This is a genomic window from Sphingobacterium thalpophilum, assembly GCF_901482695.1.
GTDB classification, from domain to species: Bacteria; Bacteroidota; Bacteroidia; order Sphingobacteriales; family Sphingobacteriaceae; genus Sphingobacterium; species Sphingobacterium thalpophilum.
On record NZ_LR590484.1, the window covers coordinates 5,031,872 to 5,047,106 of the forward strand.

The 15,235-nt window shown below is 47.7% G+C and carries 10 protein-coding genes; all 10 read left to right on the forward strand.

Annotated elements, in window-relative coordinates; all coding sequences use genetic code 11:
• Positions 1 to 142: 142 nt before the first annotated feature.
• From FGL37_RS21155 to FGL37_RS21200, 10 genes are read left to right on the forward strand one after another with little or no spacing between them, the layout of a single operon-like run.
• The gene (locus FGL37_RS21155) at positions 143 to 3,340 is read left to right on the forward strand and encodes a SusC/RagA family TonB-linked outer membrane protein (protein WP_197734497.1); all 3,198 of its coding nucleotides are present in this window, start codon (positions 143 to 145) and stop codon (positions 3,338 to 3,340) included.
• Between the two features lie 21 nt (positions 3,341 to 3,361).
• On the forward strand, positions 3,362 to 5,134 hold the full coding sequence (locus FGL37_RS21160) for a RagB/SusD family nutrient uptake outer membrane protein (protein WP_037533547.1): 1,773 nt from the start codon (positions 3,362 to 3,364) through the stop codon (positions 5,132 to 5,134).
• A gap of 22 nt (positions 5,135 to 5,156) precedes the next feature.
• Positions 5,157 to 6,311 carry a glycan-binding surface protein gene (locus FGL37_RS21165; RefSeq protein ID WP_028070379.1) on the forward strand — a complete coding sequence of 385 codons (1,155 nt, stop codon included), beginning with the start codon at positions 5,157 to 5,159 and terminating at the stop codon, positions 6,309 to 6,311.
• Between the two features lie 10 nt (positions 6,312 to 6,321).
• Complete coding sequence (locus tag FGL37_RS21170; RefSeq protein ID WP_028070378.1) at positions 6,322 to 7,311, forward strand: glycoside hydrolase family 5 protein; 990 nt, start codon at positions 6,322 to 6,324, stop codon at positions 7,309 to 7,311.
• A complete protein-coding gene (locus FGL37_RS21175; protein ID WP_028070377.1) occupies positions 7,308 to 9,092 on the forward strand; it encodes an acetylxylan esterase in 1,785 nt (594 codons plus the stop codon). Before FGL37_RS21170 ends, FGL37_RS21175 begins: the two co-directional genes overlap by 4 nt.
• Positions 9,093 to 9,127: 35 nt before the next feature.
• The gene (locus FGL37_RS21180) at positions 9,128 to 10,306 is read left to right on the forward strand and encodes a glycoside hydrolase family 130 protein (RefSeq protein WP_028070376.1); all 1,179 of its coding nucleotides are present in this window, start codon (positions 9,128 to 9,130) and stop codon (positions 10,304 to 10,306) included.
• An 18-nt stretch (positions 10,307 to 10,324) separates the two neighbouring features.
• Positions 10,325 to 11,725: an MFS transporter gene (locus tag FGL37_RS21185; RefSeq protein ID WP_232048756.1), complete on the forward strand. Its 1,401-nt coding sequence runs from the start codon at positions 10,325 to 10,327 to the stop codon at positions 11,723 to 11,725.
• Positions 11,726 to 11,747: 22 nt separating this feature from the next.
• Entirely contained in the window at positions 11,748 to 12,917 is a 1,170-nt protein-coding gene (locus tag FGL37_RS21190) for an AGE family epimerase/isomerase (RefSeq protein ID WP_028070374.1), read from the forward strand.
• The gene (locus FGL37_RS21195; protein ID WP_037533542.1) at positions 12,914 to 14,059 is read left to right on the forward strand and encodes a glycoside hydrolase family 26 protein; all 1,146 of its coding nucleotides are present in this window, start codon (positions 12,914 to 12,916) and stop codon (positions 14,057 to 14,059) included. The genes FGL37_RS21190 and FGL37_RS21195 overlap by 4 nt, the downstream gene beginning before the upstream one ends.
• Positions 14,034 to 15,161, forward strand: a complete 1,128-nt coding sequence (locus tag FGL37_RS21200) for a glycoside hydrolase family 26 protein (protein ID WP_197734498.1) — start codon at positions 14,034 to 14,036, stop codon at positions 15,159 to 15,161. The genes FGL37_RS21195 and FGL37_RS21200 overlap by 26 nt, the downstream gene beginning before the upstream one ends.
• Positions 15,162 to 15,235 lie beyond the last annotated feature (74 nt).

Here is a 15,235-nt window from a genome sequence, read left to right on the forward strand (position 1 = left end):
ACATCCTACAAAGCCTGTATCACGATTATTGGTTGTAATTCCATAAGGATAAGATAAAAAAGTATTAATTACGAGACGACATTCTCCCTAGTTTTGGTTTTAGATAAAGCAATTTAAATAACCAATTTTAAGGGAACTCAAAATGATCAAGAAAATCTTTTATGCCTGTATGGTCGCCGGACTGACACCAATGGTCACTTTTGCCCAGAAGGCACAGCTCTCCGGAAGGGTGTTTAACCAGCAGACCAACGGGGCAATAGCTGGGGCGACAGTGCGTACCGGAGCCGGCCAGTCTACGCTCACAGATGCAAATGGCAACTACAGGCTAGAGGTCAGCGTCGGGGACAACCTCTATGTTTCTTTTCTCGGGATGGAAACACGAACACATAAAATCACTGGCCAGCAATCGCTTAATATTTACCTGATCCCAAAAGCAGATGTACTTGATGAGGTCGTGGTCGTCGGCTATGGCAAGGTTAAAAAAAGAGATCTTTCAGGGGCGGTGAGCCAGGTAAAAGCAGGGGATATTCTGGCCGGAAATCCGGCGCCCAGTATCAATCAGGCGCTGCAGGGGAGAATGGCGGGTGTCAGTGTCAACCAAAACGACGGTGCTCCGGGCGCTGGAGTATCCATTACCATCCGCGGTACCAATTCCTTTTCGACTAACTCACAGCCTCTTTATATTGTGGATGGAATACCTTATGACATGGCATCTACACCAAGCAGCAGCGCCAACGAAAACAACAATCAGACCGCCAACGCCCTGGCGTCAATCAATCCCAACGACATTGAGTCTATTGAAGTGCTGAAAGATGCTTCGGCTACAGCGATATATGGATCCAGAGGAGCAAACGGTGTTGTCCTCATTACGACAAAAAGAGGAGAAAACGGAAATGAAAAAGTAGAACTGAATGCCAACTTTGGTCTGGCTACGCTTGGCCGGCGAGTCAGTATGCTTAAACCTTTTGATTACGCAAATTACATTAACGAACAGGCTGTCAATAGCAAATATTATGAAGGAGTAGATTATCAGATATTACCTTACCCCGGTACTTGGAATTACCCCACCATAAATGGTCAGCCTGTAACTTCCTCGGGAAAGTACCAGCCGGCACCGGAGGATTTCCTGAATCAGGGCATCAGAACGGATCAGTACGGCAATCAGACGTTAGTCCAGGGAGCTGACTGGCAGGATGAAATCTACCAGAATGGCTTTTCTCAGGAATATAATCTCAGCGTTTCGGGCGGGAGTGAAAAGGGATGGCACATGTTTTCCGGAAACTTTCTGAACCAGGGAGGTATCATCAAAAACTCCGACTATCAACGGGTGGCACTGCGGACCAACATCGGGCGGAAGGTCAGATCGTGGCTCGAACTGGGCGCCAATATCAATTACACCAATGGGCTTACCAACTTCGCAAAATCCAATGCATATGATTACGGCATCATTCGCTCAGCGCTGATATTCCCGGTAACATATGGGCCGGATATGAGCACGATTGAATCTGATCAGCTGAACTGGCTCGCCTCCAACCCTGGGGTATATGTCAATACGGCTAAGGACCAGCTCAGAGCAAACAATGTATTTAGCTCTTCCTATGCAAGCGTCAAGCTGTTGCCCTATTTGACTTTCCGTCAAAACCTCGGCTTCGGCTACTCGAATAATAACCGGAACACCTATTATAACCGGAATACACAGGAGGGTAGAGCTCCTAAAAATGGCAGTGCGGGACAGAGCGACAATTGGTATCAGAGCCTTACCAGTGAATCGTTGCTGACATTTGACAAGACGTTCAGGCAGGACCATAGCCTGAACCTGGTGACGGGCTTTACGTACGAACAGGCCAATTACGCCTCCAAATCAATGACAGCAACCAATTTTCCAAATGATATTACTGGAGAATTTGACATGTCCGCGGGTCTCAACCCCGGTCCCCTTGTCAGCAATCGCGGACGCACGCAGCTGGCCTCGGTACTGGCGCGGGCCAACTATTCGTATAAAGGGAAATATATTGCTACCGCTTCTTTCCGCCGAGATGGATCCAGCCGGCTCACTGTAGGTCAGAAATTTGCAAATTTCCTTTCCGGAGCATTGGCATGGCGGCTTTCGGAAGAGCAATTTGTCAGAAATCTCAACATTTTCAACGACCTGAAACTGCGGGCCAGTTACGGACGTACCGGTAATCAGGGGGTGAATGCCTATCAGACACGCGCTTATCTCGCAGTGGCAAATTATCCACTCGGAGGAGCCTTGAGCAGCGGCTTTGCCGAGGTGGACTGGCGTGGTGCGCTCAACAAAAACCTGAAATGGGAAACAACCGACCAATACAACCTGGGACTGGATATGGCTTTCTTAAACAACCGAATCCAATTCACAATCGATGCTTACTACAAAAAGACCAACGACCTGCTGCAGAATGTAAATATCGCTTCCAGCAACGGAATGCGTACACAATGGGTCAACTCGGGATATGTAACCAACAAAGGTCTTGAGCTTACCGGAAAATTTGTTGCCATTGACCGTGAAAGCTTTAAATGGAACATAGACGCCAACATTTCGTTCAACCGCAATGCCATTGGCGGACTTGCTGCCGACCGCTTTGCAGAAAGGCTGTGGTATAACGCGGATAATATCTTCATCCAGCGTAACGGTGTGCCAATCGGTGCGATATTCGGGTACGTGGAAGACGGTTTTTACGACAACGAGGCCGAAGTGCGTGCTGATGCTACTTATGCCAATGCGAGTGATGCCCTGGTACGTTCAAAAATCGGTGAGATCAAATACCGTGATCTGAACGCGGACGGGCAATTGACAACCAGCGACCGCACGATTATCGGCAATACCAATCCGGACTTTGTATTTGGTCTGACCAACAATTTTAAATTTCGCGAATTCACATTGGGATTCTTCTGGCAGGGCTCTGTTGGCAACGATATCTTTAACGGTAACCTGATCGATATGAAAATGGCCAATATCGGAAACATCACACAGGACATCTATGACGCACGGTGGACAGAAACCAATAAGCAGCAGGCACTTTGGCCAAAAGCGGTATCAACTTACAACCGTACGATGTTAACCTCAGACCGATATGTCGAAAATGGGTCATATCTACGCCTCAAGAATATCAATCTCGGCTATACATTCAAAAATCCGTTCAAAGGACTTCATGGGCTTTACGTATATGCCAGTGCTACCAATCTGCTGACCATCACGGATTACAGCTGGTTTGACCCAGATGTCAATGCTTTCGGTGGCGACGCCTCCCGCAAAGGTGTTGATATTTATTCATATCCAAGCAGCAGAACATTCTCCCTGGGGTTTAAAGCAGAATTTTAACAGAACCTAAATGCATGTATTATGACGACTAAAAACTATAAATTATATCTTAAATACGCCTTGATAGCATCGATTGGGCTTGTAGGCTTGAGTTCGTGCGAAAAGATGCTGGACGAAAAGAAATTTGACTTTGTCGATCCAGAGGATATCCCTGATTCGGACGAAGGAGTCAATCAATGGGTCGTAGGAACCTATAGCAAGCTGCTGGACGATATGTTCCGGTGGAGCCTGTTTCCGCCGGCGCTCGAATTTGACTGTGACTATATGACGGGGCCTGACTGGTCATTTGGATCACTCGGCGCAGGCAACTTTCAGAACAATGAATACACCACGGCAATGTGGGAAAAACCGTATGCGATTATCCACCGGGCCAATCTCGCGCTGGAAAACATAGAGCCCATGAGCAAAGCATCCGAAGCAGTCAAGAAAAACGGGATGGGGGAACTCTATTTCCTGAAAGCTTATTCGTATTTTTTGCTGGTGCGCGCCTTTGGTGAGGTCCCTATACGCACTGCGTCGGTCAATTCGGGTGCAGATCTCAATCAGCCCCGGCAGCCCATCGCCAAGGTCTATGCGCATATCATCGAACTGTTGACCAAGGCCGAGACAATGCTCTATAAAAACACCGACAGCGGCTATCAGGAAGGCCGTGTGTCTGCCGGTGCAGCAGCCTCATTGTTGGCCAAAGTATATGTCACAATGGCCTCAGCGTCCTTACAATCCGGAAATGTAACCGTAAGAGGTGGACAGCCCTACAGTATGAACGGAAGCGAAAAGGTATACACCAACCCAGTTTCATTTACCGTATCCAAAAAACAGGTGGCTGGCTATGAAAGTTTTAGTGCCAAGGAGTATTTTGAGAAAGCCCGGGACAAAGCCCTTCAGGTCATCAACGGCGAGTATGGAAACTACGGTCTACTGAGCTATGACAACTTGTGGTCGCGTGCCCACAAGAACAAGACTGAACATATCTGGACCTTACAGTCCATGTCGGCGGATCAAAAATACGGCGTCACGTTTTCACAGGGCTATAACGGGACTTACAATGACCAGGGCTACATACAAACGGGACTATGGTGGGGCATGCGTGACCATTGGTATAAGCTCTTCGAAAGCAAAGATCTACGTATCGTCAAAGGGGTGATGCATCGCTGGATCAGACAAGGAGATGACTCTGGCTGGGGCGGGGGGTCTTACTATCCAAACAACGAGGAATATACGAAAAAAGCGAAGGGTTATACCGACGAAAATGGCAAGTGGGTACCGCCGGTCGCGCCATTTAATGACGGGGCTCAGTACCGTAGTGAGAAGTCGCCGGCGTTTTTGGCGTTCCTAACGAAATATAGTGATGTCAGTAACAACAAACTCGAACGTACAGATGCCCCCTGGTATTTCCTTCGATTTGCGGATGTGTTACTCATCTATGCAGAGGCAGCCAATGAGGCAGACAACAGTACTGCAGCACGTACATTGGCATTGGCAAAGCTCAACCAGGTCCGCGGGCGGAGCAATGCCTCGCCCCGTCGGCTTACAGGTGATGGCAATATCGACAGCCAAAGTGCGTTCCGCTCCGCAGTACTGGAAGAAAGAGCCATGGAATTCGCACTTGAAGGCGACCGGCGTTGGGATTTGATCCGCTGGGGGATTTACCTCGATGTCATGAATAGGATTGGGGGAACAGATGAAGTGGGGGTCGTCAAAATACGGTCCGAGAAACATTTGCTGTACCCGATACCAAATTCAGAAGTGGGGGTCAATACGACGATCACCACCAACAACCCGGGATGGAATTAATGTACACCTAAATTAAATTCACATGAAAATCTACAATCGCTCTTTATTATATCTGCTGGTATGTGCTGGCCTTGCTGGCACAACGGTGGCCTGTCAGAAAGATATTGCCAACTATAACAACACATACGATGACCAGTTGACCTCGAATGGTCCTCCGGTCATTGAAAAAATTTCCACTGCGGGCGACCTGAACGTGTCCATCAGCAGCGGAGCATTGACCGACATGATAGTTTTGCAGGGAAGCAACCTTGCGGAAGTCAAGTCCATAAAATTTAACGATGTCGAGGTCGATCTGTCGACGGTATACGCGGTGAGGTCCCGTATCACCTTACCGATACCCCGGGTTGTACCGACAACGGTCAACAACAAGCTTGCGCTGGTGACGGCCAAAGGAAGTACTGAATTTCCGTTTGAAGTCAGAATCCCCAACTTGGTCGTTGAGGGGCTTTACAACGAGTTTGTGGCAGCGGGGGATACAGCAGTCCTCGTCGGTAAATACCTGGATCTTTATAAGCTGGATACGGCCAATGGTAAATTTGTGATCGACAACAAGGAGCTAAAGCCCCTGCGCAGTGTTGCTGATTCCATCTACTTTGTGATCCCTGCCGGGACAGCAGATGGTGCCGTACTCTCGGTTTCGAGCCCCCTGGTGGCAGTGCCAAAGCAGATCAGCTTTCGTGAAAAAGGACTGTCCATGCTGGACATCAAGTCCCTTTCGGACTATGTCACGGATGGTAAAGCCAGCGGCGATCCTAAACTGCTACCGGGCTTTGACCGTTTCCTGCGCGTGCGCCGATCGTTCGATGCCTGGTCCTGGAACGGCATTTTCTGGTCTGGCTTTGATCTGAATGATGCCGCGATACTGGCCAATCCTAAAGATTACTATGTCAAATTTGAGATCAACACCAAAAGTACGGCTTCTATCAGTCAGGGGAATTTTATCTTGGGCGGGGACAGGCAGGAGACACGTTACAACCCAGCCGAGAATGGTGCCCTGAATACGTACGGCCAATGGAAGACCATGCGGATCGATCTGACCGAATTTTATAAAGATGCCTCTCAGAGCAACGGGACTTATCTTAAAGCAGGATGGAATGCTTTCGTATTTTCTTACCAGCCTACTGTGGATGTCAATGACGACTTCAGTGTGTGTAATTTCCGGATCGTAAAAAAATAGGAGGTTACAGTTGAAAAAGTGTTTGTATGGTAGTCTGCTAATGTTGACCTTGTTGCCATCTGCTTCATGCCGAACTAAATTGATCAGTCCGCAATCTGATGCCAGAACCGTCGTAGCCCGACACGGTCAGCTCCGCGTGTCGGGCACAGCACTTGTCGATGCGCGCTCCGATACAGTGACCGTCCACGGTGTAAGCCTGGGCTGGCACAACTGGTGGCCGCGGTTTTATAATGCACAGACCATCCGCTGGCTTAAAAAGGACTGGAATATTGAGGTTGTGAGAGCTGCTATTGGTGTAGAGCCTGACCAGGGCTACTTGCAAAATCCAGAGACAGCGCTAAAAAGCTTATATGAGGTGGTAGATGCAGCAATAGCAGCGGGAGTATACGTTATCGTGGATTGGCACGCACACCAACTACATCCGCAGCAGGCAAAGGAATTTTTTCGACTTGTGGCACAGAAGTACGGGACGTACCCGAATGTCATTTATGAGATTTTTAATGAGCCCGTGAATACCACTTGGGTGGAAATTCAGGCTTATGCTCAAGAGGTGATCCCCGCCATTCGGGCGATCGACCCAGACAATATTATTTTGGTCGGATGCCCCAATTGGGATCAGGATATTCACCTTGTTGCTGACAAGCCGTTAGAGGGGTTTAGCAACCTGATGTATACGGTACACTTCTATGCAGGCACACATAAGCAGTTTCTTCGCGAACGTACGGAATATGCACTTGGTAAAGGTATTCCAATTTTTGTGTCGGAATGCGCAGGGATGAATGCCGATGGTGATGGGTCGATCGATTGGACTGAATGGGAAGCTTGGAAAAAATGGATGGCCCGACATAAACTCAGCTGGATTGCCTGGTCTATAGCGGACAAAAATGAAAGCTGTTCCATGATTACTGATCAGCAAGCGCCTGCAAGTGGCTGGTCTCAGAGCCAGCTTAAACCCTGGGGAAAAATGGTAAGACAAGATTTAAAAACGATCAATAAATGAATAAGTATATAAAAACTGTACTATTGATGATGCTATGCGGATTTACTTTTCTACCCAGTATCCATGCGCAGAAACAGTCTCAAAATAATTTATCAAACAACTTTGGCGTGGACTGGAAATTTCATGCCGGCGAAGGCAGGGACAGCAGCTGGAGTAGAATAGACTATCAGGATAATCATTGGGCCAACGTAGTATCCAATAAACTACTCAAAGAACAGGGACAAAAATTGGATCAGGGCTTTGGCTGGTACCGTAAGAAACTGAGCTTTCCAGCTCAACTACAGCAGAAAATTGCCGAGGCTGAAGGTATCAGGATTGACCTTGGTAAATTTGCAGCCTGTGAGGAGATCTACGTCAACGGAACCTTAGTCGGTAAAACCGGAGAATTTCCGCAGAATTTTGCCGGTTATTTTGATCATGAACGCAGGTATTTTGTACCGCTCGAAGCGCTTGACCTTAAGGGCGAAAACCTGATTGCTATTAAATTTTTTGATGGATGGAGCTCCGCTGGTGGTTTTTTGAATGGCACTGTGATGAAGGTAGAGCCGGCTTCGACAGTGGATAAGCTGATGCTTAAAATCAATGTCCAGGATGAAGACTATATTTTTCTAGGAAGCGATAGTATCGCAATTGCGCCGACAATTGCTAATAGCGGAAAAAAAGCATTGCATGCGACATTGAAAATCTTTCTGACAACGGATGATGGAGCGGTGGTCCAATCTCATGAACTGAAAGTCGATATTCCAGGAAAGGGTACTGCCCGGCCGGGTATATTCGGACTGAAGAATGCAAAACCGGGATTTTATCACTATAAAGTTAGTTTGAATCTGGACGGAGGACAAAAATTGGAAGAGCAGGTGAATGTAGGTTATGAACCTGAAAAAATTGTTTCTCCCAATGATGAAAAGGCAGATTTTGATAAATTTTGGCAAGCGAATAAAGCGCAGCTTGCTCGTATACAGCCCGATTATCAATTGATGCTGATTCCGGAGCAGTCCAAACTGGATTACGAGATGTACCATGTGTCGATGCGTTCGCTGGATAATGAACTTATCATGGGGTATTATGCTAAACCTAAAAAGGCAGGAAAGCATCCCGTTATTGTGGAATATATGGGCTACGGATCAAAACCTTATTTCCCAAATCAGTCTTGGGATGGCTTTGCTTATTTTGTGCTGTCCGTTCGGGGACAAGCGTTAAATGAAAAGTCAAATCATTTTGGTACATGGTTCACCTATGGGATAGACAATAAGGATAATTACTACTACCGGGGTGCGTTTATGGATGTGCTGCGTGCATTGGACTTTGTCAGTTCAAGAGATGAAATTGATGGCAACCGAATTGCTGTGCGTGGATCAAGTCAGGGCGGCGCATTGTCGGTCGTTGCGGCATCGCTGGATCCTCGGGTAAAAGCATTAGCTATTGGTATCCCTTTTTTATCGGATTTTCAGGATTACTTCAAAATCGCCCCTTGGCCCAAGTCGGATGTGGCCTATTATTTAAGTCAGCATCCCGAAGTGAGCTGGAAACAAGTATACCATACGCTTTCTTATTTTGATATTAAAAATATGGCTTCTCGTATCCGTGTGCCGTTGGTTATGGGGATTGGGGTGCAAGATAATGTATGCCCGCCACATATCAATTTCGCAGCTTATAACCAGGTGAAAAGCAAAAAATCCTGGATGGCCTTTCCCTCGTATGGACATAGCACCGGAAAGGCATTTCATACCGCGGGACTGGACCTATTCCGACGCGTTCTACATGTTGAACAATCAAGATAATAAAAAAAGAACTTACATTATATTTAATTCGAATCATGAGTACATTATTTGAGCAACGTCTAAAAAATGTTGAAGCAGATCACTTTGCCCTATTACAAAGAAAAAACCATCCAGTTAAGGAAAACAATGGTATTTACCAACGGTATAAACATCCTGTCCTTACAGCTGACCATACGCCGGTTTTCTGGCGCTATGATCTCAACGAACAGACCAATCCTTTTTTTATGGAACGCTTTGGTATCAACGGGACATTCAATGCCGGGGCAATTAAATGGGAGGGTAAGTACCTGCTGGTGGTCCGCGTAGAAGGTAACGACCGAAAGTCCTTTTTTGCCATTGCAGAAAGTCCCAACGGTGTAGATCAGTTTAAGTTCTGGGATTATCCGATGGATATTCCGGAAACGGATAATCCGGATACCAATATCTACGACATGCGCCTGACAGCACATGAAGATGGCTGGATCTATGGGATTTTCTGCTCTGAACGCAAAGATCCCGATGCTGCACCGGGCGATCTGTCGGCCGCAGTGGCTGCCGCGGGAATTGTGCGGACCAAAGACCTGAAACATTGGGAAAGGCTGCCCGATCTTCAATCAAAGAGCCAACAACGGAACGTAGTCCTACATCCCGAATTTGTCAATGGAAGATATGCCTTATACACCCGGCCCCAGGATGGCTTCATTGATACAGGAAGCGGTGGCGGGATCGGATGGGGATTGGTGGATACGATGGAAAACGCCATCGTGGCGGAGGAAAAAATCATAAACCACCGTTATTATCACACGATCAAAGAGCTAAAAAATGGCGAGGGACCGGCGCCGATAAAAACCGCCAAAGGCTGGTTACACCTTGCACATGGCGTACGGGCATGTGCAGCCGGATTACGTTACGTACTTTACGTCTATCTTACCGACCTCGACGCCCCAGAAAGACTGATCGCCGAACCGGCTGGCCACCTGATGGCTCCAATGAATGAAGAGCGTATAGGCGATGTTTCGAACGTGCTCTTCAGCAACGGCTGGATCGCGGATGAGGATGGAACGATATACATCTATTATGCGTCTAGCGACACCCGTATGCATGTTGCAGTGACTTCTGTTGAAAAGTTGCTCGACTACTGTCTGCATACGGCTGAAGACGGCATGCGTTCAAAAAAATCTGTGGCAACGTTGCGGAGTATAATTTCGAATAATTTGAAACTGAAAAATAAGTAAATTTATTGCAAAACGAGAATGATGATAAAAACTGAACATATCAGCCTAAAGGAAAAAATCGGTTATGGATTGGGTGACGCTGCTTCGTCCATGTTCTGGAAATTATTTGGCATGTACCTCATGTTTTTCTATACCGATATATTCGGACTGGAAGCCAAAGTTGTCGGAACGATGTTTTTGGTGACCCGCGTCTGGGATTCCTTATTTGATCCGATTATCGGGATCCTGGCAGATCGCACACAATCTAAGTGGGGCAAATTCAGGCCTTATCTTTTATATGTCGCGGTCCCTTTTGGTGTGATCGGTATTTTCACATTCTACACACCTTCGCTGACGGATAGCGGCAAGCTTGTCTATGCCTATCTTACTTATTCGGTGATGATGATGGTTTACTCGGCGATCAATGTACCTTATGCGTCGCTCCTGGGGGTCATGAGCACCGCTCCGAAGACACGCAGCGTACTGGCTACATTCCGAATGAGCTTTGCCTATCTGGGTAGTTTCGTGACCTTGCTGTTGTTTAATCCGCTGGTCAACTTCTTCAGCGGTCACAACCTCGCAATAGAGGCTCAGCAGAAAGGCTGGGTAATGGCCGTTGCTGTAATTGCGACCTGCTGTGTGATCCTCTTTCTGCTATGCTTTGCATGGACACGTGAACGCGTTCAGCCCGCAACAGATACGCATACAAGCCTAAGACAGGACATCAAAGACCTGCTCAACAATGGTCCTTGGTGGATCCTTCTGGGTGCCGGAGTATCTACCTTGGTCTTTAACTCAATCAGGGATGGGGCAACGCTATATTACTTCAAGTACTACATCCATGAGGAGAACTACGGCGGCATCAGACTGTTCAATATTCCTTTTGTACTAAGCGGCCTCTATCTTGCACTGGGTCAGGCCGCCAATATCATCGGTGTGATACTGGCAGCGCCTCTTAGTAACAGCATCGGCAAGAAAAACACCTTCGTGCTGACCATGCTGGCGGCCACCTTGGGAAGTGTAACATTCTACTGGCTGGATAAAAGTCAGCTATGGGGCATATTCGGGCTGCAGGTGCTGATCAGTATCTGTGCCGGCGCGGTATTCCCGCTGCTGTGGTCAATGTATGCCGACTGTGTGGACTATTCAGAACTGAAAACGGGCAACCGTGCTACAGGTCTTGTGTTCAGCTCCTCGTCCATGAGCCAGAAACTCGGCTGGGCCTTTGGCACCGCTGTAACAGGCTGGCTGCTCGGTTATTTCGGCTTTCAGGCCAACCAGCTGCAGTCTGATGAGACCATCAGCGGCATTAAAATGTTTCTGAGTATATTTCCGGCCGCAGGTACGCTGCTATCGGTGCTCTTTATCAGCTTTTACCCATTGACTGAGAAAAAGATGGAGACAATCACTGAAGAGCTGGACAGCCGCAGGAAATCTTGACAAGCGAAATCAAAACTAGCAAATGAAAGGATTTAAAGAAGAACTTGAAAATAATATCCTCCGCTATTGGATGGAAAATATGATAGATACAGAATACGGGGGCTTTTATGGGCGGATAGATGGACACAACGTGCTCGATAAAAGGGCCGGTAAAGGTGTTGTCATGCATGCCCGGATCCTGTGGACTTTTTCCGCTGCCTACCGCCTCCTCGGAAGGCAGGCATACCGGCAGATGGCCGACAGGGCTTATGTATATCTGCGGGACTTTTTCATGGATAGACAGTACGGCGGTGTCTATTGGGAGCTGGATTACCGTGGGGAGCCCCTCAATCGAAAAAAACAGACGTATGCACAGGGTTTCGCATTATATGGTTTTTCTGAATATTATCGTGCTACGGGTAATACCGAGGCGTTAGAATATGCTAAGCAGCAATTTAATATCATCGAGAAATGCAGGGATAACGCACTCGGTGGCTATTGGGAAGCGTTCACCGAGGACTGGCAGCCGATGGCTGATATGCGGCTGAGTGAAAAAGATGCCAACGAAGCCAAAACCATGAACACACATCTGCATATCCTGGAACCCTACACAAATTTACTCAGGATCTGGATCGATCAAAGGCTCATTGAAGCGCAGAGCGAATTGATCACCCTGTTTGTGGACCGAATCTTTGATAAGAGAACCGGACATCTACAGCTATTTTTCGATGGAGACTGGAATGTCAAAGGTGATATACAGTCTTTTGGACACGACATTGAGGCGGCATGGTTACTATTGGAAGCCGCCGAGGTACTGGGCGATCCCCAATTGGTTGAGAAGGTCCGGATGATAGTGCCACAAATAGGAAAGGCCGCACTTGAAGGCATCCTTCCTGATGGCAGCATGGCCTACGAAAGGAATCATAAACACTGGGATCGGGAACGTCACTGGTGGGTACAGGCTGAAGCCGTAGTCGGATTTTCCAATCTAGGCCGACTACTAAGCGACAAATTTTATATGGATAAAGCAGAGGATACATGGGATTATATTGTTTCCAGCATAATCGATAAAAAAGATGGTGAATGGTTCTGGAGCAGGCTCGAAAACGGTGAGGTCAATAAAGCGGATGATAAAGCGGGATTCTGGAAGTGTCCTTATCATAATGGACGGATGTGTATGGAGATGCTTGAAAATTTTGGAAACACACTATGATCGGAAGAATACTACTGTACGGATCGATGCTGATCTTGCAATCGATCCACTATCTGTACGCGCAGCACGCCTTAACTGCCGACAGCAGAGCAACAAAAGGCACAATAGCGTTATATCAATCCCTCAAACTGGCGCAATCGCAGAGATTGATGATTCTGGGCCAGCAAGATGCCCTATGTTATGGACGGTACTGGCGTGGTGACCAGGACCGCAGCGACGTGAAAGAGGTTACAGGGAGCCATCCGGCAATGCTCGGCCTCGATTTTCATGTGCTGACACATAAAGATACAGAGTATCGGAGACTAGAAACAGCTAGATTAGTGCGCACCGTAAAAGATATGTATAAACGTGGTGGTATCATCACTTTTTGCTGGCATATGGCCAATCCGGTAAATGGAGGATCATACGAATGGCAGAGCAATCCACAGCTCGCCGTTAGGGAAATCCTTCCCGGAGGTAAGGCCAATGGGACATATAGGTCATACCTCCGCCGGATGCGTGATTTTTTGCGACGATGTAATGACTCCGGCGGAAAGCCCATTCCAATTATATTCAGACCTTTCCACGAGTTTGACGGGGACTGGTTCTGGTGGGGCAAAGGCCATGCCACTGCTGATGAGTTTATCCAGCTGTGGCGATATACCGTCGATTACCTCAGGAATGATCTAAAGGTACATCAGCTGCTCTTTGCCTATTCGCCGGACTGCCGATTCCAGAATAAAAGTGACTACATGACACATTATCCCGGCGATGATTATGTCGATATCCTGGGCATGGACAACTATTGGGATTTTAGGCCGGATGGAGCTAATGACCCTGCCGCAGCATCGCTTAAAATGAGCATCGTATCAGGGATAGCCCAGGAACGGGGAAAAATTGCGGCCCTCACGGAGACAGGACTGGAACGCATATCGGACCCGGACTGGTTTACACAGGTCTTGCAGCCTATGCTCAGGAAATCGCCATTGGCCTATTTTATGCTTTGGCGCAATGCTGACGATATTCCGGCGCATTACTACGTCCCCACAGCGGACCACCCCGCGGCAGCCGATTTTAAGGCCTTCTGCCGGTCGACAGATATTATTTTATTAAACACGCTAAACACGATATATAAACATGATGATGAAGAGAAATTTCGTTAACAGCTCTCTGCGCCGGATTGGCATGTGCCTGTCCTGGTGGCTATGGGGATTAAGTGCCATGGCACAATTGCCAGCAGATCGTAATGCCACTGCCGAAACACGGGCGCTATACAACAAAATCAATAGCCTCCGGACAAAAGGGATCGCCGTTGGGCATCAGGACGCCCTGGCTTATGGACATGGCTGGTACAGGCAGAATGGGAGAAGCGATGTCAGTGACGTGACAGGAAAATATCCGAAAGTCATAGGCTGGGAGTTAGGCGATATAGAACTGGGGAAAGCTTACAACCTGGATTCCGTCTATTTCGAGGATATGCGCCGTTATATACAGGCCACCCACGAACGGGGCGGAATCACAACAATAAGCTGGCATGGCAACAACATCCTATCTGGTAAAAATGCCTGGGACTGTGCACAGGACAGTGTAGTTCGTTCTATTCTACCAACAGGAAGTAACCATCAGAAATACTTGAGCTGGCTGGATAATGTGGCGCAGTTTCTGTTGAGTCTCAAAGACACACAGGGCCATCTCATTCCTGTTGTGCTTAGACCCTACCATGAACATACCGGTACATGGTTTTGGTGGGGAGCCAAGCAGTGTACACCCGCGGAATACAAAGCTCTGTGGAAGATGACGGTCGACTATTTTCAACAAAAGCATAACATCCACCATCTCCTTTACTGCTATTCGCCGTCTGAAACTGACCATGAAGCACATTATCTGGAAAGATATCCGGGCAACGAGTACGTTGATCTAGTGGCTTTCGACTGTTATGTACCCGGTGCCGGCTCCCCGAAAGACATCGAAAAATACAGGTCTGCCATGGCCAAAAACATCGCTATCGTCACAGCATATGCGGATAAATCGGGAAAAATCCCGACAATCGGTGAGACGGGACTGGAAGCGGTAAAAGATAATGGATACTTTTCGGAAATTGTATATCCCTTGGTTAGAGGCAAAAAGCTCGCTTGGATCCTGTTCTGGCGAAATGCGTATGAAGCCGACAAACCGCAGCACTTTTACGTGCCCTACAAAGTCCATCCAGCAGCTGTGGATTTTAAGAAGTTCGTAAACAAGACGGATGTATTTTTGTCAAACTAGCATCTTCGAGGCAGCAAGTGGGCTCCCAAAAAAGGACAGGGCGCTAGACAACCGGCCATCGACCGTATCTGCCC